Consider the following 19,105-nt stretch of genomic DNA (forward strand, 5'->3'; position numbering starts at 1 on the left):
ATAATTACCTAATTATCACTATGAAACGTTTTTTAACACTAACCACCCTACTGTGCTGCGCCTTTAGTTATGCTCAAACCAAGCATACGGCGAGCAACTATGAGAGCATCGAAAGTGTAGCCAAAATCTACCGTTTTTCGCCTGCTGACATTTTAAAACTCAACCCTGGCGTAAAAGATGGTATACAGAAAGGTACTACCATCAACATTCCAGTTAGCAAAGTGAAACACTACAGCACCCAGCGTCCTGTAGGGTTCACCTCTCACGTGGTACAACCTAAGGAAACTTTCTTTGGTTTATCACAAAAATACAACATCACGATTGACGATCTAAAGCGCTATAACCTAGAGCTTTACTCTCGTGAGCTAATGGAAAATGAGCGCATAACTATTCCGCTATTTAGCAAGACCCCCGAAATGGTACAAAAAGGTGTTCAGGGACAAAAACGCTATGTAGTTAAACCGCAAGAAACACTGTGGAAAATAGCTAAAAACCACAATGTAAGTGTAGAAGAGTTAGAGCGTATCAACAAGAAAGAGAAAGGCTTCAACCCTAACAGCCTAAAAGAAGGGCAAGAGATATGGGTACCTGCCTCAGCCGTAGATAGTTCAGAACCTACTCCAAATACTACCGAAAGCAACAATAAAGATTTAGTGCTTTACTTCGTAGAAAAAGGAGAAGGCTTCTACAGCTTAGAGCGCAAATTCGGGCTTTCAGAAGCTGAGCTTATCAAGTTAAACCCTGCGCTAAAAGACGGTCTAAAAACAGATGCTCAAATATGGGTGCCAAAGGAAAATTACGACCGTTATAAGAGTAGTGCTTTCACGATGACGAACTACAGCTTTGAGAACTCTAACAGTACATTGCGTTCTGCCTCCTCACCAGCTAATGTCAAAGAGATTTCGTACATTTTGCCTTTCAAAGTATCAGATATCAGTGGTAGCGACAAAAACCAAGCGCTAAAAGCACGCCTTAGTGATAACAAAATCACCCCTGTAGCAACTGATTTCTATTCAGGAGCGCTAATAGCTTTAGACTCTCTGCAGAAAATGGGCTACAAATTCAAAGTAAATGTATTCGATAGCGAGGGCGACCTAAAGAAAATAGCTAGCAATCCTAGTGTACAGGCTTCACAATTGGTGATAGGCCCTTTCACTACCAAATCATTTAATGCCTTGGCTGGCTTGCTAAACAATAGTAATACCGCGCTATTAGCTCCTTTAGCTAATAAAAATATTGCCCTAAACTCCAATGTATACCAAACACTCCCTAGCGATGACGCACTACAAGGGCAGATGATAAACTATCTAAACAAAACGTATGCTGATGAGAATATGATTATCTTGGCAGACAGCAAAAACGCTACCCTACGCGAGAAGTTAGAGCGTACTTTCCCTAATGCTAAGGTAGTAACCGAAATGTCAGCTAATGGTTTTGCCAATGCGCTCAACTATAGCAAAGAGAACGTGGTGGTACTACAATCCAATGATATAGGCTATGTATCTTTAGCAGTACGACTACTGCACAATGCTCTAAAGGTAAAAAAGAACAATGTGGCTCCTAAAATAACACTTACTACTTTAGAGCGCGGCTCTGTTTTTGATTCTACTAGCCTGTCTAACAATCAGCTATCTGATTTACATTTCACCTACCCAACGGTGAATAAATATGCTAATGGCAGCGATAGTTTCTCATCTCGCTACCTAAAAACCTATGGTATACTACCTAGCAAATACGCTATCAGAGGCTTCGACCTAACTATGGACGCTGTATTGCGTTTAGGTGTTTCAGGTAATTTCAACAGTGCAAGTACACGTATAGGCGAAACTTCATTCTTAGAAAACAAGTTCGCTTACTTTAAGAATGCCTACAAAGGCGGTGGTTTCGAAAACCAAGGCGTGTATATAGTACAATACGACAATATGGAAATAAAACAGGTATTATGAAGGTAAGTATTCATCAAAGTTGGAAAGAGGTATTGCAAGAAGAGTTTAGCAAACCTTATTTTGAGCAGTTAGTGCTGTTCGTAAAACGTGAATACTCAGAAAATATTTGTTACCCTAAGGGGCAACAAATATTTTCTGCTTTTAACCATTGTCCGCTACCAGAGGTAAAAGTAGTGATTATTGGGCAAGACCCTTACCACGGAGAAGGGCAAGCCAACGGATTGTGCTTCTCTGTGCACGATGGTATTCCGCACCCTCCCTCATTGGTCAATATTTTCAGAGAGCTCAACACCGATTTGGGTGTCCCCTACCCTCTTAGCGGCAACTTAGAGCGCTGGGCTTCACAAGGGGTATTACTGCTCAATGCTACCCTTACTGTAAGGGCTAATAGTGCTGGCAGTCACCAAAAACAAGGGTGGGAGACCTTTACCGATGCAGTGATAAAAGCGGTATCAGCACATTGCAACCACGTAGTATTTATGCTTTGGGGTGGCTATGCTAAAGAAAAAGCTAAACTTATAGACCCTACTAAGCATTGTATATTAACGGCAGGACACCCTTCGCCCCTAAGTGCTAATCGCGGTTACTGGTTTGGCAATAAACATTTTAGCCAAGCCAATGCCTACCTAAAGGCTAACGGCAAAAACGAAATTATCTGGTAATTTACTAATTCGCTAATTAACTAATTTGCTAATTATGATGCTCCCTTTCCTTGGATTTTTACTTTTTGTATTATTGCTACTGATGGGTTTTTGGCTACTAGCTTTCTTATTAGTAGTGTTGCCTTATTGGTGGATTGGCAATTTATTAGAGAAAAAGAAATAACTTTTTTAAACATCATTTAAAAACTATATGAAATGGCTTTTATCCCTGCCTATCATTAGGCATCTGATTCAGTTTTTAAAGAGCATTCCGCTGTCTAAGAATGCCTTTTCGCTGTATGACCTATTAGAACTGTACATTTCCGGACTTATCAAAGGGACGCTTACCCATAGGGCAAGTGCCATTGCCTATAGCTTTTTCTTAGCCATCTTTCCTTTTCTGCTGTTTATACTCAACCTTATCCCCTATATTCCTATCGACCACTTTCAGGTAGATTTCTGGATTTTTATAGACGGACTCCTCCCACCAGGTACTCATCAGTTTTTCTCAGACATCTTTTTCGATATAGCCGAAAAAAGGCGCGGTAGCTTACTATCTTCTGTTTTCTTTCTCTCTATCTTCCTGATGACCAATGGTATTATGGCCATCTTTGGCGGGTTTGAGTTCTCTTATCACATACAGCTAACCCGTACTTATGTCAAACAGTACCTATACGCCCTAATGGTGGCTATCATCTTATCTTTATTAGTGCTCTTCGTAGTGATTACCTTTATGGGGTACGAAATCTATTTAGTGCCTTACTTAGAAGAAATAAACTTCCTGACCGACAACGAAACCCTACTAAAAATATCAAAATTAGTTTTTGTAGCGGTGATGACCTACATTGCTACCTCTATTTTATTCTATTTTGGCACTATAGAAGGAAAAGAAAGCAAGTTTTTCTCAGTAGGTTCTACTTTTACTACAATTCTTTTTGGGGTTACTACCTATCTTTTTGGTATTTATATCGAAAACTTCTCCCAATACAACCAATTATACGGCTCAATAGGGGCATTACTTATCTTTTTACTCTATATTTGGATAAACTCCAATATTCTTTTGCTCGGTTTTGAGCTGAATGCTACCCTACTAAAACTAAAGAAAAACTAAAGTCTCCTAAATTGATGTATTTCGTAGATGTCATATTGCCCCTTTCGCTCAATAAGCTCTATACCTATCGTATCAATGAGCAAGAAGCGCTTTTCCTCAAAAAGGGAATGCGCATAGCGGTACCCTTTGGCAAAACGAAAGTCTATACCGCTATCGCATACGAAATACATACTAACGAACCCGTATACGAAACTAAAGATATAGCTTATATATTAGACGAAACCCCTATAGTAACCGAGCGACAACTCGCCCTCTGGCAGTGGATAGCCCAATACTATATGTGCACCTTGGGCGAGGTGATGAAAGCCGCCCTACCTACTGCTTTTATATTAGAAAGTGAAACCATCATAGAAATAGACGAAAAAGAGATGGACAGCCAGCTTTTTAGCGATGACGAATGGCAGGTATACGAAGCGCTACATTATAAAACAGCTCTAACAGGCAGTGAGGTAAGCCGTATAATTCCTAAGAAAAAGACGCTAAAAGTACTAAAGAGTTTAGTAGAAAAAGGAGCAGCAAGAGTTTCCGAAAAGATTTTTGAAAAGTACGTACCAAAGCTTATTAAGTATGTGCGATTAGCTCCTGCTTATCAAACAGAAGCGGGACTAAAAGAAGCCTTAACAATATTAGGGCGAGCTCAGAAACAAAAACAGTTGATTATGGCGTATTTCACCCATATCAACAAAGAAAAAACACCTCTGAAAGCCGATACACTTATAGAAATAGCCAAAGTATCTGCTCCAATACTCAAAGCGGTTGTCGAAAAAGGCATTTTTGAAGAATATTACCTACAAAAAGACCGTGTGAGTTTTGCTGATGATGAAACTTCAACAGAAAGAAAACTTACAGCCGCACAACAGACGACTCTCGCTTCTTTAAAACAACAATTCACTGAAAAGAAAACCGTTTTGCTACAAGGCGTGCCTGCTTCTGGCAAGACAGAACTCTACATAAGCCTGATAAAAGAATGCTTAGAGAGAGGGCAACAAGCACTATACCTACTGCCCGAAATAGGACTGACAGTCCACTTAATCAATCGATTAAAAAAGCACTTTGGGCAACACCTATCAGTATACCATTCTAAATACAGCACCAATGAGCGGGTCGAGGTGTGGAACAACATATTGCATAACCACCCTAAAGCGCAAGTGGTTGTTGGGGTGCGCTCATCGGTATACCTACCTTTTCAAAATTTAGGTTTAGTGGTGATAGATGAAGAGCACGATAGTTCTTATCGGCAGTTCGACCCAGCACCACGCCTACAAGCCCGCGATACGGCTATTATGCTATCAAGCTTTTTTGGAGCGCATACCCTGCTGGGTAGTGCAACTCCTTCGGTAGAAAGTATGTATAACGTAAAGCAACAAAAATATGGCTTTGCTTATTTAGGCGAACGGTATGCTAACTATATGCCACCTCTTATCGAAATCATCGACCTAAAGGACAAGCAACATCGCAAGCAAATGACGGGGCATTTCTCCGATGCGCTGATAAAGGCTATAGAGCAAACGTTGAGCGAAGGGCGACAAGTGTTGCTCTATCAGAACAGACGAGGCTATGCGCCTATAGTGCAGTGTACTCATTGTGGCACCATACCTCAATGTCCTCACTGCGATGTAAGTTTAACCTTTCACCAAGGCAGTCAGCAGTTGCGCTGCCACTACTGTGGTTATAGCATACCGATGTATAAAACCTGTGTAGCCTGCGGAAGTATTGATTTGAAAACCAAAGGTGTAGGTACGGAGCAAATCAGCAAAGAGTTATCAGAACTATTCCCCAACGCTCACATCGATCGTATGGATCAAGATACCACCAATGGCAAATACGGTTATGAGAAAATATTATCAGATTTTGAACAGCAAGAAACCCAAATTTTGGTAGGTACCCAAATGATTACCAAAGGTTTGGACTTTACCAATGTGGGCTTAGTAGGGGTTATGAATGCCGATGCTGCTATCCACTCCCCTGACTATAGGGCGTATGAGCGGAGTTTTCAACTGCTGATGCAAGTATCAGGGCGTGCAGGACGTAGTGCCCAACAAGGGCGCGTGCTTATCCAGACCTATAACCCTCAGCATCCGGTACTACTACAGGTATTGCGCAGCGACTTCAGAGGGCTCTACCAACACCAAATAGAGGAACGAACTGCCTTTGGCTATCCACCGCTAATACAAATGATAAAAATCACACTTAGGCATACTGACTTCAACCGCGTAAGCGAAGGAGCCGATTGGTTTGCCAAAGCCTTAAGAGAGAAGATAGTACAAGAAGGTGTAAGCGTATTAGGACCCGAATTTCCTGCTATACCGCGCATTCGCAATGAATATATAAAAGAAATATTAGTAAAAATTGATGCTCAAAAAGCCTCCATACGGCAACTAAAAGCACTAATTTTGCGTACAGAAGTATCGCTACAGTCTATAGGTAGTTTTAGAGCGATAAGAATAAGTTATTTGGTGTAAGAAGTGAATATTTTACTAATGATTAGTTGCTAATTGTCAATATTTTATTACTTTTGCAAACGTGATGAATATGAAGATTTTAGATACACCCTACGGGATATGCCATTTAAGCGTAGTGCCCGTGCGCTTAGCTCCTGATGAAGGGGCTGAAATGGTAACGCAATTGCTCTTTGGCGAGTTGCTACAAGTGCTAGAAAAACACAACAGCTGGAGTTATATACGGCTACTCTTTGACAACACTGAAGGATGGGTAGACAACAACCAAATTACCGAAATATCGGATAAAGACTACCGCAAGTCGCTAAAAAAGAAAGACAAATACGCTCATAAATGGCTTACAAATCTCCGCCTAAAGACCGGAGATGACCTTTTTCTGCACATTCCCAAAGGGGCTACCTTTTCACATAACCATCTGTTGCACACTTCTCAATCTACTCAGCGACCATCAAATAAGGGCGTGGTAGCTACAGCTTTAGAGTATCTAAATGTTCCCTACTTATCGGGTGGCAAAACACCTTTTGGCATAGACGCTTCTGGATTAGTGCAAATGGTGTTCAAGTTAAACGGTATACACCTACCCCGCACTGCCGACCGACAGGCGCTTTGCGGAAGTGCTATCAGCTTTATAGAAGAGAGTCAAGCCGGCGACTTAGCTTTCTTTGATGATGAAGAAGGTAATATCATACACGTAGGCATATTGTTGGGCGACAATAAAATCATTCATTCATACGGCAAAGTACGGATAGACCGTTTAGACCACATCGGTATTTTCAACAGCGAACTGCGCAATTATACTCACCAACTCAGAACAATGCGCACAATGGCATCTGAAAGACTAACGACTAAAGACTAACAACTAATAATCAAACAAATGAAAATAGCACTTCTTGGTTATGGCAAAATGGGCAAAACTATTGAGCAGATAGCCCTTAAAAGAGGACACGAAATTGTACTCAAAATAGATAACGACCACACTGATTACGACATCACTCAAGCCGATGTCGCCATAGAGTTTAGCACTCCTAACAGCGCTTTTGCTAATATCAGCAACTGCCTGCGCCACCGCGTACCCGTGGTAGCGGGCACTACTGGTTGGTTAGCTCATTATGATGAGGCGGTAGCCCTATGCAAAACTCACGATACGGCATTCTTATACGCCTCAAACTTCAGTGTAGGAGTAAATATTTTCTTTGCTCTCAATCAAACCTTAGCCAAACTGATGGCTTCCTTAAACGATTACCACATCAGCATAGAGGAAATTCACCACACACAAAAATTAGATGCTCCCAGCGGAACCGCTATCACCCTTGCTGAAGGTATTATAGCCGAAACCGATAAGACCGCTTGGCAATTGGGTACTACTGCTGATGAAAACATTATACCAATAGAAGCCAAACGCATCGGCAATACCCCTGGTACCCATATAGTAACTTATAGCAGCGATATAGACACTATAGAGATAAAGCATACTGCCCACAACCGCAATGGTTTTGCCTTAGGTGCTGTAATAGCTGCCGAATGGCTACTCAACAAAAAAGGCACTTATTCTATGAAAGATGTTCTAAATCTAAAATAAATTTAAGCCTAACTGCTTTCTCAAAAGAAAAAAGGCATTATCTTTGCAGTGCAAAATAACAACTTACAATTTTTATGTATAAAATCATTTTTTCGGATATAGATGGTACTCTGCTAAATGGAGACCGCACCCTCTCTGAAGCTACCATCAGGCAAGTAAAAAGACTGAAAAATACTATTCCTTTCATACTAGTATCCTCTCGGATGCCTGACCAAATGTACCACCTGCAGAAGGATTTAGGTATAGAAGGGTTACCGATTATCGCTTATAACGGAGGGTTGGTGCTCAACGGCGAAAAGGTACTACATAGCGCAGTCATACCCTACCCTGTCCTAAAGGAAATTGTTACTATTAATGAAGAAAAGTTTGGCGGAGAGATACACATCAGTTTTTATCGCAATAATAAATGGTATGCCCCCCAATACGACCAATGGGCAAAACGCGAAGAAAACAATACTTTAGTAAGTCCTACAATACGCCCTAACCGAGAAGTTTTATCAAGGTGGGAAGCCGAGCAAAAAGGAGCCCATAAATTAATGTTAATGGGTGAAAAGAATCTTATAGAGTCAATGTTTCAGCTATTGAATGAAAAATATGCCTCTGTTATGCAGATATACAGAGCTAAAGACACCTATATAGAGGTTGCTGACATTAGTATTTCTAAACTTACAGGGGTAAAAATTGTATTAGACGAGGTATACCACCTATCATTAAACGAGACTATAGCTTTCGGCGATAACTATAATGATTTAGAGATGCTCAAAGGGGTAGGTTGTGGGGTAGCCGTAGACAATGCCCGCGATGAGGTAAAAGCTGTAGCCAAACATCTAACAGACCACCATTCTAAAGACGGGGTTGCCTCTTTCTTAGAGAAATTATAGCATAATTCACCATTGATAATTCATAATTAATATGATATACATTTACATTTTAATTGCAGTACAACTGCTAAACGGACTTTTCTTCTGGAAAGGATATGAAAAAGCAGGTTACAAAGGGTGGCAAGCCTTTGTACCTTTTTATAATACGGTGATATTTTTAAGAATCATCGAACGCCCTTGGTGGTGGGTATTTCTACTCTACCTACCTGTGATAGGCAACATTATGGCAATAGTGATGAACTACGAGTGGCTACACGTATTTGGTTACCGTCAAAAACGCTATACCCTCTTATCAGTTGTCACCCTTGGGCTTTTTACTGCCTACTTGATGTACCAACCAAAAGTAGTATATGTAGGAAAAGACTATGAGGTGATTAAGAAAAATGTCTCTACTTGGATTAGCGCCACTCTCTTTGCTGTAGTAGCAGCTTCAGCTATCCACACCTACTTCATTCAGCCGTATATGATACCTACCTCATCATTAGAGAAAACTCTATTAGTAGGCGATTTTCTTTTTGTGAGCAAGTTTCACTACGGAGTGCGCATCCCTATGACCCCTCTATCCCTACCGATGGTACACGATTCTATACCAATAATAGGCACTAAATCATACCTAAAAGTACCTCAGCTACCTTACCTGCGCCTACCTGCTTTTCAGAAAGTAGAGCGCAATGATATTACGGTGTTCAACTGGCCTACCGACACAGTACAATACTTCCGCGACAACTCTAAAATACACATCGATAAGCCTATCGACAAAAAATCTAACTACGTAAAACGCACCGTAGCCGTAGCGGGTGATAAACTGCAAATCATAGACGGCGATGTTTGGATAAATGGTAAAAAAGAAATCTATCCTGTAAGGGCTAAATTGCAAAGCTCTTATATAGTAGTAACTCAGCCCAATATAGACCTTTCGCCACAGCTGATGTACCAACAATTTGGTGTAACTGACCCTTCGGGAATGATAGCTGCTAACACCTATATTTTCACCTCACTCACTGACGAGGTAGCGCAAGCCTTAGCTAAAAGTGCAGGCATAGTATCGGTAACTCGCAACATCAACGACAAAGGCTATAATCCTGCTATATTCCCTCATTCACCTGCTTTCCCTTGGAATGAAGATAATTATGGCCCTATTACCATACCTGCTAAAGGAGCAAGTGTAGCACTATCAGTAGATAACCTACCGCTGTATAAGCGCATTATCAAAGAGTACGAACACAATACTTTGGAAGTAAGAGGAACAGAGATTTATATTAACGGACAAAAAGCGAGTTCGTACACCTTTAAGCAGGATTATTACTGGATGATGGGGGATAACCGCCACAATTCAGAAGATAGTAGGTTCTGGGGCTTTGTGCCAGAAGACCATATCGTAGGCAAGCCCGTACTCATCTGGATGAGCCTCGATAAAAACCAAAGTGGATTTAACAAAATTCGTTGGAAACGCCTCTTTACCACTGTGAATGGAGAAGGAGAGCCCGTATCATACAGTTGGGTAGTTCTATTACTCTTAGGCGGATGGGCAGGCTACAACTTCTTACGAAAGAAAAAAGTAAAAGAATAATGACAGAGCAAGTATTATTACACCCTACTTATTTCCCTTCAATAGCACAATTTCACCTAATACTCAGTTATCCGTGCGTGTTAGAAGTATCTGATAATTATCAGAAGCAAACGCTTAGAAATAGAGCTTATATCTATGGTGCTAATGGCAAACAAGCCTTAAATCTACCCATTAAACACGTAGGAGGTGAAAATGGCAGACAGCTATTCAAAGATGTGAAGGTAGAAAACCATTTCCCTTGGCAACACCTACATTGGAAGAGCTTAGAAACCGCCTATCGCACTTCGCCTTATTTTGAATATTACGAAGACGATTTAGTGCGTATCTTTGAGAAGTCTTATACCTACTTATTAGATGTAAATATAGACACCATAGAAACCATTTTGGCCTGCCTATTGGTAAATATCAACTTTGATAAAACGAGTACTTACGAAGCGCAGCCCGAAGCTGTGAAAGACTATCGCTACTTAAGTAGTGCTAAGAAAGAAGTTGATGTAACTATGGAGCCCTATCACCAGATATTTTCAGATAAACACGGTTTTATAAAGAATCTATCAGTGTTAGATTTGCTATTTCACGAAGGCCCTAACACTCTCGATTACTTAAACAATGTAAGTATAGGTACGATAAACTTATAAACAAAGTTGTGTAATTACACGAAGTGAAGCGTGTAATTACACAACTTTCACATTTTACAACACAAGATTGCTAACTCAATAAATACCTATACAAATCTGATATTTAAACACTTACAAAATAAAACAACATTAAAAAATAGTTTGGCACAGTATTTTCAGTACAATAAATGAAATAGGATGTTGAAAAAAGTATTATAAAACAAAAACTTATGAAAAAAACTATATTACTTTTATTGTAATACTTTTTCAAAGACTAAAGTTATTATTTCTTTTGGAGTTAGTAGTAGTATTTATATGCATTGTGAAAAGAGCTCTCTAAGCAATTAGAGAGCTTTTTTTATTTGTCAATTGGTAATTATTTCGTACTTTTGCATTGATTCAAAATTATAACGTATGATAGATTACTATAAAACTTTAGAGGTTAGTAAAACAGCTACTCAAGATGAAATCAAAAAAGCATATCGGAAGTTAGCGCGCAAATATCACCCTGATATGAACCCTAACGATAAGAATGCCGAACAAAAGTTTAAAGAAATTAACGAGGCAAACGAAGTACTTTCTAATCCCGAAAACCGTGCTAAATATGATAAATATGGTGAACACTGGCAACACGGCGAAGAATACGAAAGAGCCCAACAACAAGCACAAGGTGGGTTTGGAGGCTTTGCACAAGGCGACTTTCAAGAAGGTGACTATTCGGATTTCTTCCGCAATATGTTTGGCGGTCGTACAGAAGGCTTTGGTCGTGGGTATGGTAGAGCAGCGGGCAAGTTTAAAGGACAAGACATCTATGCCGATATGGAGCTTTCTTTGCGAGAAGCCGCAGTTACTCAACAACGTACTTTTTCAGTAAACGGTCAGAATATACGTATTACTGTACCAGCAGGAATATATGAGGGGCTACAAATAAAGCTAAAAGGACACGGACATCAGGGGTATAATGGTGGACCAAACGGCGATTTATACATTACTTTCCACATAACACCTAATAATCAGTTTGAACGTGATGGAAACGACCTAAAAACCACTGTTAATATCGACCTTTATACAGCTGTGCTCGGTGGCGAAGTGCTAATTGAAACCCTTAACGGCAAAGTGAAAATGAAAGTAGCTGCTGAAACCCAAAACGGTACTACTGTACGCCTAAAAGGTAAAGGTATGCCTATCTACAAACAAGAAGGAGCTTTTGGAGACCTATTCGTTAGTTACCACGTCACTCTGCCCCAGAATCTCACCGATAAACAAAAGGCATTATTCGAACAACTTAAAAATTCATAGTTATGGAAGAAAGAATATCTAAAGAGGAAATAATCCGTTTGTACAATATAGAAATCTCATTTTTTAACGACCTCGTATCAAGCGGACTTATACAAACAGAGGTAATTGATAACACTACCTATCTGCACTACGACCAGCTTACTGCTTTCGAGCGCTTTACTAACTGGCATTACGACTTAGAGGTAAATATGGCTGGCCTCGAAATTATTCATCATCTACTCCAACAGATAGAAGCACTTAAACATTAAATAATAATAAGGGGTGAATTGTCATTCACTCCTTATTATTTTATTATTACAATTTAAAAAGAGTTTCTGAATTTTCGCGAGTTTTATCGGCTACTGCTTTTAAGGGAACTCCTTTGTAGTGTGCAATAGTTTGTGCTACATATGGCAAAAAGGCGGGCTCATTGCGTCTTTGCTGATGGTATAACAACTGACGCGTTGGTACATTCTTAGGCATCATAAAAGGTGCATCCGTCTCTATAAGCATACGATCTAAAGGTACATAACGTACTACTTCTTCTAAAGCTGCAAATCTGCGCATATCGGTTATAGCACCCGTAAAACCTATGTAATACCCCATTTCTAAATAAGTTTTTGCCTCTTTTAATTGTCCCGTAAAACAATGCACTACCCCTTCTGGCAATGAAGAGTGCTCCTTAAGTATGGCTATGAAACGATCGAAAGCTGCTCGTTCGTGAAGAAAGAGCGGTTTTTGTACCTCTTCAGCTAATGACAATTGCGCGTGAAAACAGCTTTCTTGCACTGGACGAGGCGAAAAATCGCGGTCGAAGTCTAAACCACACTCGCCTACTGCTACTACCTTTTTCTCTTTGAGCAATGCCGCTAATATCTTTATACTCTCGGTGTTCATCGTTTTAGCATCGTGGGGGTGAATGCCCGCAGTAGCAAATAACGTTTCAGGGTATTCTTTAGCTAAAGCCAAAGCTTCTTTACTACTTCGCACACTTGTACCCGTGAGTAGTATCTGCTCTACCCCAGCACTTATTGCCCTATCTATTACTTCATCATACTCACCTGCAAACTGCTTATTAGTGAGATTGATACCTATATCTATATACATTTCTTTTTAATTAATTACGAGTTGTTAATTGCAAAATGAGGCAGCCTATGGTATAGCTTAGTATATCGCCCCACGAAAAGTGATTGCCTAATATGATATACCCTAAACTTCCTTTAGTAAATCCTAAATAAGTAGCTACTCCAAAATATTGCAATACTTCTACTAATACTGCAAAAAGAAAAATAGCACCTATCAGCTTGCTCTTGTTTCTAACTTTTACTACCGAAAGTACTAAGCAATACAATAATATCACCACTAATACATCGCCTATATAGCCCCTTATGAAACCTATGCGACTGAATACTGTAGCAATGAGAAATTCTATACCTAATAAGGCTAATGCCCATAATGCGTATTTCTTGTTAAATTTTATTCTCATTTTAAATGTTAGTCGTTGTTAGGAAACGCATACCCCATTCCTCTGTAATTATCAAAGGTTGCCCCTGCAGGTATGGGCATATTTAAACCTCCATAAGCTGACCAGTCCCAAAGGAAGGTCTCATCATCGGTTACTTGCTTAGTATAAGGTTCTTTCTTCTTTCCATTCAAAGGTAGATAAAACAGCAAATCAGAGTGCGCTGGCTGTAGGTGCCATAGCTTATCAACTACCTCACGTGGAGTAAGAGCTCGCTGCCAAAATCGAACTTCTCTGATAAGTTGCTCACTACCAGCTATCGTCAGCTGATTGAGAGACAAATACTCACCCTTTATTTGCTCTTGAGCAAGTAGTTCGCCATTGACATATACCCTAAGCGTATGGCTATCATAGCTCACTGAAAGGGCATACCATTTGTTAGCGGCTGCCTGCAAACGCTCTTTAGAAACAGTTAGTGTTCTTTCAGCCCAGTTTACTCGTAATTGTTGTGCCATAAAGCCTACTGATAGCGTGTCATTAATAGTTATCAGAGGCGTATTATCGGCTATAGTAGGCAGATTTACCGTAAATTCTAACGTCCAGCGGGGGAGCTTTTCTCTAAGTAACCCTGATTTAGTAGCATTTGTGGTACCCATACGCAGTATTTTAGCCCTTACCTCTTGACGGACAATAAGCAAGAGCCTGTCTTGTCCGTTTAACACTGGTAGGTTCTTACTGCCTAACAGCTGTAGTGGCAACGCATATACCTCATTTTCATCGGCAAAAGTAAGTCCTTCAACTAATAAGTTTATAGCCGACTCACGGTCGTTGCGGTCGAATATCACATTATCATCTATTTTGTAGGTCGCTTTAGGCAACAACTTATAGGCAGTGCCGTATTGCGCATTATAGTCGGTGAGAGCCTGAGCATCGCCAACTACTATGGTAGCGGCTGTTATCTCTTCTGAAGGCTGCAATAGCTTAGCTTTTAGCACCTTTATTTCATTTTCTTGGAAAGGTATCACATAGACCTCACGAGTGCTACTACCGTCTAAGTACAATGCTTGACGTGTAGGAGGTGCCGGAGTGACATCGTCTCCTTCATTTTGGCAAGCCCCTAAAGTAGCTGCCAAAGCTATATATATAAATACTTTTTTCATAACACTTAGAATTGAAAATTAACCTTTAGTCCGTAACTCCTTACACTAGGCAACATAAATAGGTCGTAACCAGCCTCATAAGTGCCCGTACCTGATACTAACTCTGGGTCGAAAGGAGCTTTGTTATAGAGCATCAGCACATTGTCAGCTATGAGTGACAGGCTAAAGTCTCTAAAGCCTTTTATCATAGAAATCTTATTGAAATGGTATGTAAGTGCTAAGCGTTGTAGGCGTAAGTTAGTAGCCTCATACACATACTTTTCAGTAGGTTTGTGTTGAAAATAATAGGGCGCAGGAATACCTAAAAGATCGTTTTCGGTATCGCGTGCTGTAGCCGAAGCTTGTGAAACCCCATAACGGTCTAAATAGCGCTCGGTATCTGATAACACTTCACCCCCTAAACGCGCTTTTATCCAAAAATCAAAATCCCAATTTTTGTAAGTCATAGCTCCTTTTAACCCAAAAAGCCAATCGGGATTGGTACTACCTAAGCGCTTGCCATTGGTATCGTATAAGTCGCCTATCTGGTCGCCCTCACGCAGTCTGAAATAATCATTTAGTACTTGTTCTGTACCTAATTGCGTTATCTTATTGCGGTTGGCAGTAGCATTGAGAGCCAATCGATATCTGAAAAGGCTAGAATTATTTCTATAGATAGCCGATAACTCTATACCTTGGTTTTCTACTTCGCCTGCCTGCGCCCATTGATAGGTATATACAGAACCATACGGCATAGCTGTTGGCACTAACTGATTGCTGGTGAGAGTGCGGTACACAGCAGCATTTAGCCCTACCTGATCATTCAACCAACTCGTGCTAATACCTGCTTCGTAAGAGCGGGTGCGTTCAGGCTGTAGTTTTTCGGGGAGGAAGATGCGTTCATTCCAACCTTTATAGCGAAGAGGGGCTGCTACTTCAGTGTAAAATGCCCATACTTTAGCATTTAGCAAATACTTAATATCTAAGTCGAACATTCTGAGCAAGCTGGTAGACAAGCCTACTGATGGACTTATGACAGCTTTGCTACTAGCATAAGGGTGAGATAATGAGAAATCAGCTCGCCCTGAAGCGGTTAGCTGTATATATTTCCACCAGACTTCAGCCAAAAGAAAGGCAGCCCCATTCTTCTGCTGATAATCAAGGTGGTTAGGGAGTGCCCTCAGTTGTGAAGGAGTTATATTTGCTATATTAAATTTATTGGGAGAAAGCAAATTGCCTCCATACCCCTCTCTGTTTTGTGCCGTAGCCTGATAGATAGCCCCTGCATAGGTAGTGAACTGTAAATGTCCGTATATCGTACTTACATATTTGAGTATGGCATCGGCATATTGCTGTTGGGTACTCTCTTTCTCTGAGGCATAATAGCCATTTTCGCCTGCATAAGCTGGTAAGGTAGAAGCATAATGCCTGTCCTCGTGCTTATAGTAGCTATTATCTAAGCTGAAACGTGTAGTAAGACTCAATCTATTACTGATGTTGAAAAACAGTTTGCTCGACAAAAAATAGCGATCTTTGCTCTCAGGACGCACATTGCGATAGGCTACCCAATAGGGGTTTTGTATATTCTCGCCCATATCGGCAGGCGTATCAGCTGTGCCTGACCCCGCATACCAATATTGTTTAGCGTAGCCCGCTGCGGGGTCATAACGTTCGAAATAACGCTCTTGGGCAAAGTTTTCGCCTCTGGGGTAAAGATAAAGCCCCGCAATAGGGTTGGAAGCGATGCCGTGCCCCACTTGGTTGCGCTGAAACTGGTGGGTATACCCCCCTGTGAGGTCTAACACTATATCTTCATTAAGCAACTCGTTAACGTTGCGCACCCATATATTATAGCGGTTGTATGCCGTATTGGGTACTACCCCCTTAGTCTGCAATGCCCCCACCGAAGCATAAGTACGGTTAGAGATACTACCCCCCGAGAGATTGACTGCCGTCATAGCCTGATAGCCTGTTCGGAAGAAATCTTTGGCATCAAAAGACGAAGGGGTACTGAGCTTGCGTCCCCACGAGGTGTATTGCCCTGCCTCATTGCCATAAGTGTTTTGCATTTGGGGCAAATCATACGCATTTTCAAACTGAAGAGAAGATGATAAACGCACTCTAATATCTCGGTTTTGAGGTTTTTGGGTTTGTATAAGCACCACTCCGTTAGCGGCCGATGCACCATAGAGTGCTGAAGCTGAAGCGCCCATAAGTACCCGCACCTCTTTTATGTCTTCTGGATTGAGATCTGAAGGCTGGTCGTATGGCACTCCGTCTATCACATAGAGCACATTATTATCTGAAAACAAGGAGCGCATGCCGCGCATCATCACCCTACGCTCGCCCACCCCTAAGGCAGTGCGCTGCACATTAAGTCCAGCGACCATTCCGTCTAAAGAGCTTAAGGCATTATCGCTTTGCCCTTGACTGATGTACTTCTGAGTGAAAGCTTCTATTTTATAAGGTATATTACTAGTTTTTTCTATACCTAATGCTATCATTTTTTCCTCAGGAGGTGCTGGGTAAAAACATATTTCTTCTTCTGGTAGCACTACATTCATCGTAATTTCAGCAGCATTGATTTTAGGCACTAATTTACTCACACTTCGGAAGCCTATCGTACTGAAATCTAAGGTACTACCTGCAAGCACTTTTAGCTGGTACTTACCATCTACATCAGTAATTACTCCTTTTGCAGAGGCAGTACCTCTTACTACTACCGATACCCCCATTAAAGGCGTACCGTCAGCCTCTTTGACTACTCCGCTAACAAATTTGAGTTGCGCCTGCGCCACCCCTGAAAGCCATAGCAAACAAAATATTAACCATCGTACTTTATTTTTCATAATCTTAGCATTTTTAAGTACACGCTACAAATGTACAAAAATTTTCCGAATAAACAAGAAAAAAAGAAAAATATGATCATAAATATTTAGTTCAAACACACAATTCGAGCCTTGAGCGAAGGATGAGCGAAGGATGAGCAAAGAATAAAAGTAAATTTTAGGCTCTTGTATTTCGTATTTCGTATTTATTTATTATCTTTGCCCCACTTTTAAAATAGAATAAAATGTTTGATAATTTAAGCGATAAATTAGAGAAAGCCCTGCATAACCTCAAAGGGCACGGTAAAATTACCGAAATTAACGTAGCCGAAACCCTTAAAGAGGTTCGTCGTGCGCTATTAGATGCCGACGTAAACTACAAAATAGCTAAAGATTTTACCAATACCGTAAAAGAAAAAGCTATCGGACAGCAGGTGCTTACTACCCTACAACCTGGTCAGTTGATGGTGAAAATCGTAAAAGATGAACTTACCCAACTGATGGGAGGTGATGCCGCTGGGGTAAATCTGTCGGGCAATCCTACCGTGATATTAATGTCGGGGTTGCAAGGTTCGGGTAAGACTACTTTCTCTGGAAAATTGGCTAACTATCTGAAAAGCAAAAAGAACAAAAAGCCCCTCTTAGTGGCTTGCGACGTGTACCGCCCTGCGGCGATAGACCAGCTGCACATAGTGGGCGAGCAGGTAGGCGTACCGGTATTTTCAGATAAAGGCAATAACAATCCTGTAGATATCGCTCTGAAAGGCTTGGCTTACGCTAAAGAAAATCATCTGAACGTGGTGATTGTCGATACGGCAGGTCGTTTGGCAGTTGATGAGCAGATGATGAACGAAATATCAAACATTCACCAAGCTATCAAACCTCACGAAACGCTCTTCGTAGTAGATGCGATGACAGGGCAAGACGCGGTAAACACGGCTAAAGCCTTTAATGATGTTCTTAACTTTGACGGGGTTATCCTTACTAAATTAGATGGTGATACCCGCGGAGGGGCTGCCATCACTATCAAATCAGTAGTAAATAAGCCTATCAAGTTCGTAGGTACGGGCGAGAAAATGGACGCTATAGATGTGTTCTACCCTGACCGTATGGCTGACCGTATACTCGGTATGGGGGACGTGGTTTCGCTCGTTGAACGCGCCCAAGAGCAATTTGACGAAGAACAGGCTCGCAAACTACAGAAGAAAATTGCTAAAAACCAATTTGGCTTTGATGACTTCCTTGAGCAAATACAGCAAATAAAGCGTATGGGTAGTATGAAAGACCTACTCGGTATGCTACCAGGGGTGGGCAAAGCGGTGAAAGACCTCGACATAAAAGACGATGCCTTTAAGCATATAGAGGCTATCATTCACTCAATGACCCCTAAAGAGCGCAGCAACCCTGCCATTATAGATATGAGCAGGAAAAAACGTATCGCTAAAGGTAGTGGTCGTGAGCTTCAGGAGGTGAACCAACTGATGAAGCAGTTTGAGCAAATGAGCAAAATGATGAAGATGATGCAAGGCGGCGGCGGTAGAAAAATGATGCAAATGATGCAGGGAATGAGATAAAACCTAATGATAAAAAATTA

The 19,105-nt window shown here is 40.9% G+C and carries 16 protein-coding genes; 12 read left to right on the plus strand and 4 right to left on the minus strand.

Annotated elements, in window-relative coordinates; all coding sequences use genetic code 11:
• Positions 1-20 precede the first annotated feature (20 nt).
• The 11 genes from C8P65_RS06390 (at position 21) to C8P65_RS06445 (ending at position 12,351) form a co-directional block, all read left to right on the plus strand.
• Positions 21-1,946: an amino acid ABC transporter substrate-binding protein gene (locus tag C8P65_RS06390; RefSeq protein WP_107782088.1), complete on the plus strand. Its 1,926-nt coding sequence runs from the start codon at positions 21-23 to the stop codon at positions 1,944-1,946.
• Positions 1,943-2,608 (plus strand): uracil-DNA glycosylase, encoded by a 666-nt coding sequence (gene ung / locus C8P65_RS06395; protein ID WP_107782089.1) that lies wholly within the window; start codon positions 1,943-1,945, stop codon positions 2,606-2,608. Before C8P65_RS06390 ends, ung begins: the two co-directional genes overlap by 4 nt.
• A gap of 190 nt (positions 2,609-2,798) precedes the next feature.
• Positions 2,799-3,698, plus strand: a complete 900-nt coding sequence (locus tag C8P65_RS06405; RefSeq protein WP_107782091.1) for a YihY/virulence factor BrkB family protein — start codon at positions 2,799-2,801, stop codon at positions 3,696-3,698.
• A 14-nt stretch (positions 3,699-3,712) separates the two neighbouring features.
• Positions 3,713-6,160 carry a replication restart helicase PriA gene (gene priA / locus C8P65_RS06410; protein WP_107782092.1) on the plus strand — a complete coding sequence of 816 codons (2,448 nt, stop codon included), beginning with the start codon at positions 3,713-3,715 and terminating at the stop codon, positions 6,158-6,160.
• 64 nt (positions 6,161-6,224) lie between these two features.
• Positions 6,225-7,013 (plus strand): C40 family peptidase, encoded by a 789-nt coding sequence (locus C8P65_RS06415; RefSeq protein WP_107782093.1) that lies wholly within the window; start codon positions 6,225-6,227, stop codon positions 7,011-7,013.
• Positions 7,014-7,031: 18 nt separating this feature from the next.
• A complete protein-coding gene (gene dapB, locus C8P65_RS06420; RefSeq protein ID WP_107782094.1) occupies positions 7,032-7,736 on the plus strand; it encodes a 4-hydroxy-tetrahydrodipicolinate reductase in 705 nt (234 codons plus the stop codon).
• Positions 7,737-7,810: 74 nt separating this feature from the next.
• A complete protein-coding gene (locus C8P65_RS06425; RefSeq protein ID WP_107782095.1) occupies positions 7,811-8,617 on the plus strand; it encodes an HAD family hydrolase in 807 nt (268 codons plus the stop codon).
• A gap of 31 nt (positions 8,618-8,648) precedes the next feature.
• Positions 8,649-10,187, plus strand: coding sequence for a signal peptidase I (gene lepB, locus C8P65_RS06430; protein ID WP_107782096.1), 1,539 nt, complete (start codon positions 8,649-8,651; stop codon positions 10,185-10,187).
• Entirely contained in the window at positions 10,187-10,825 is a 639-nt protein-coding gene (locus C8P65_RS06435) for a WbqC family protein (RefSeq protein ID WP_107782097.1), read from the plus strand. The genes lepB and C8P65_RS06435 overlap by 1 nt, the downstream gene beginning before the upstream one ends.
• 393 nt (positions 10,826-11,218) lie before the next feature.
• Positions 11,219-12,103, plus strand: a complete 885-nt coding sequence (locus C8P65_RS06440) for a DnaJ C-terminal domain-containing protein (protein WP_107782098.1) — start codon at positions 11,219-11,221, stop codon at positions 12,101-12,103.
• A gap of 2 nt (positions 12,104-12,105) precedes the next feature.
• A complete protein-coding gene (locus C8P65_RS06445; protein WP_107782099.1) occupies positions 12,106-12,351 on the plus strand; it encodes a chaperone modulator CbpM in 246 nt (81 codons plus the stop codon).
• A 46-nt stretch (positions 12,352-12,397) separates the two neighbouring features.
• Here C8P65_RS06445 and C8P65_RS06450 read toward each other — a convergent pair whose 3' ends face one another.
• Genes C8P65_RS06450 through C8P65_RS06465 form a run of 4 tightly spaced genes read right to left on the minus strand, consistent with a single transcriptional unit; the run spans position 12,398 to position 17,532 of the window.
• Positions 12,398-13,189, minus strand: a complete 792-nt coding sequence (locus tag C8P65_RS06450; RefSeq protein ID WP_107782100.1) for a TatD family hydrolase — start codon at positions 13,187-13,189, stop codon at positions 12,398-12,400.
• Between the two features lie 10 nt (positions 13,190-13,199).
• The gene (locus tag C8P65_RS06455) at positions 13,200-13,568 is read right to left on the minus strand and encodes a ribosomal maturation YjgA family protein (RefSeq protein WP_107782101.1); all 369 of its coding nucleotides are present in this window, start codon (positions 13,566-13,568) and stop codon (positions 13,200-13,202) included.
• An 8-nt stretch (positions 13,569-13,576) separates the two neighbouring features.
• Positions 13,577-14,704, minus strand: coding sequence for a BT_3987 domain-containing protein (locus tag C8P65_RS06460; RefSeq protein ID WP_107782102.1), 1,128 nt, complete (start codon positions 14,702-14,704; stop codon positions 13,577-13,579).
• A 5-nt stretch (positions 14,705-14,709) separates the two neighbouring features.
• Positions 14,710-17,532 (minus strand): TonB-dependent receptor plug domain-containing protein, encoded by a 2,823-nt coding sequence (locus tag C8P65_RS06465; RefSeq protein ID WP_107782103.1) that lies wholly within the window; start codon positions 17,530-17,532, stop codon positions 14,710-14,712.
• A 224-nt stretch (positions 17,533-17,756) separates the two neighbouring features.
• Between C8P65_RS06465 and ffh the strand changes: the two genes are divergently transcribed.
• Positions 17,757-19,085: a signal recognition particle protein gene (gene ffh / locus C8P65_RS06470; protein WP_107782104.1), complete on the plus strand. Its 1,329-nt coding sequence runs from the start codon at positions 17,757-17,759 to the stop codon at positions 19,083-19,085.
• Positions 19,086-19,105: the final 20 nt, after the last annotated feature.

Source organism: Capnocytophaga leadbetteri (genome assembly GCF_003054025.1).
Classification (GTDB): domain Bacteria; phylum Bacteroidota; class Bacteroidia; order Flavobacteriales; family Flavobacteriaceae; genus Capnocytophaga; species Capnocytophaga leadbetteri.

Excerpts from the sequence above, each read along its gene's own strand:
- C8P65_RS06390 (WP_107782088.1), top strand. The coding sequence starts at position 21 with ATGAAACGTTTTTTAACACTAACCACCCTACTGTGCTGCGCCTTTAGT.
- ung (WP_107782089.1), top strand. The coding sequence starts at position 1,943 with ATGAAGGTAAGTATTCATCAAAGTTGGAAAGAGGTATTGCAAGAAGAG.
- C8P65_RS06405 (WP_107782091.1), top strand. The coding sequence starts at position 2,799 with ATGAAATGGCTTTTATCCCTGCCTATCATTAGGCATCTGATTCAGTTT.
- priA (WP_107782092.1), top strand. The coding sequence starts at position 3,713 with ATGTATTTCGTAGATGTCATATTGCCCCTTTCGCTCAATAAGCTCTAT.
- C8P65_RS06415 (WP_107782093.1), top strand. The coding sequence starts at position 6,225 with ATGAATATGAAGATTTTAGATACACCCTACGGGATATGCCATTTAAGC.
- dapB (WP_107782094.1), top strand. The coding sequence starts at position 7,032 with ATGAAAATAGCACTTCTTGGTTATGGCAAAATGGGCAAAACTATTGAG.
- C8P65_RS06425 (WP_107782095.1), top strand. The coding sequence starts at position 7,811 with ATGTATAAAATCATTTTTTCGGATATAGATGGTACTCTGCTAAATGGA.
- lepB (WP_107782096.1), top strand. The coding sequence starts at position 8,649 with ATGATATACATTTACATTTTAATTGCAGTACAACTGCTAAACGGACTT.
- C8P65_RS06435 (WP_107782097.1), top strand. The coding sequence starts at position 10,187 with ATGACAGAGCAAGTATTATTACACCCTACTTATTTCCCTTCAATAGCA.
- C8P65_RS06440 (WP_107782098.1), top strand. The coding sequence starts at position 11,219 with ATGATAGATTACTATAAAACTTTAGAGGTTAGTAAAACAGCTACTCAA.
- C8P65_RS06445 (WP_107782099.1), top strand. The coding sequence starts at position 12,106 with ATGGAAGAAAGAATATCTAAAGAGGAAATAATCCGTTTGTACAATATA.
- C8P65_RS06450 (WP_107782100.1), bottom strand. The coding sequence starts at position 13,189 with ATGTATATAGATATAGGTATCAATCTCACTAATAAGCAGTTTGCAGGT.
- C8P65_RS06455 (WP_107782101.1), bottom strand. The coding sequence starts at position 13,568 with ATGAGAATAAAATTTAACAAGAAATACGCATTATGGGCATTAGCCTTA.
- C8P65_RS06460 (WP_107782102.1), bottom strand. The coding sequence starts at position 14,704 with ATGAAAAAAGTATTTATATATATAGCTTTGGCAGCTACTTTAGGGGCT.
- C8P65_RS06465 (WP_107782103.1), bottom strand. The coding sequence starts at position 17,532 with ATGAAAAATAAAGTACGATGGTTAATATTTTGTTTGCTATGGCTTTCA.
- ffh (WP_107782104.1), top strand. The coding sequence starts at position 17,757 with ATGTTTGATAATTTAAGCGATAAATTAGAGAAAGCCCTGCATAACCTC.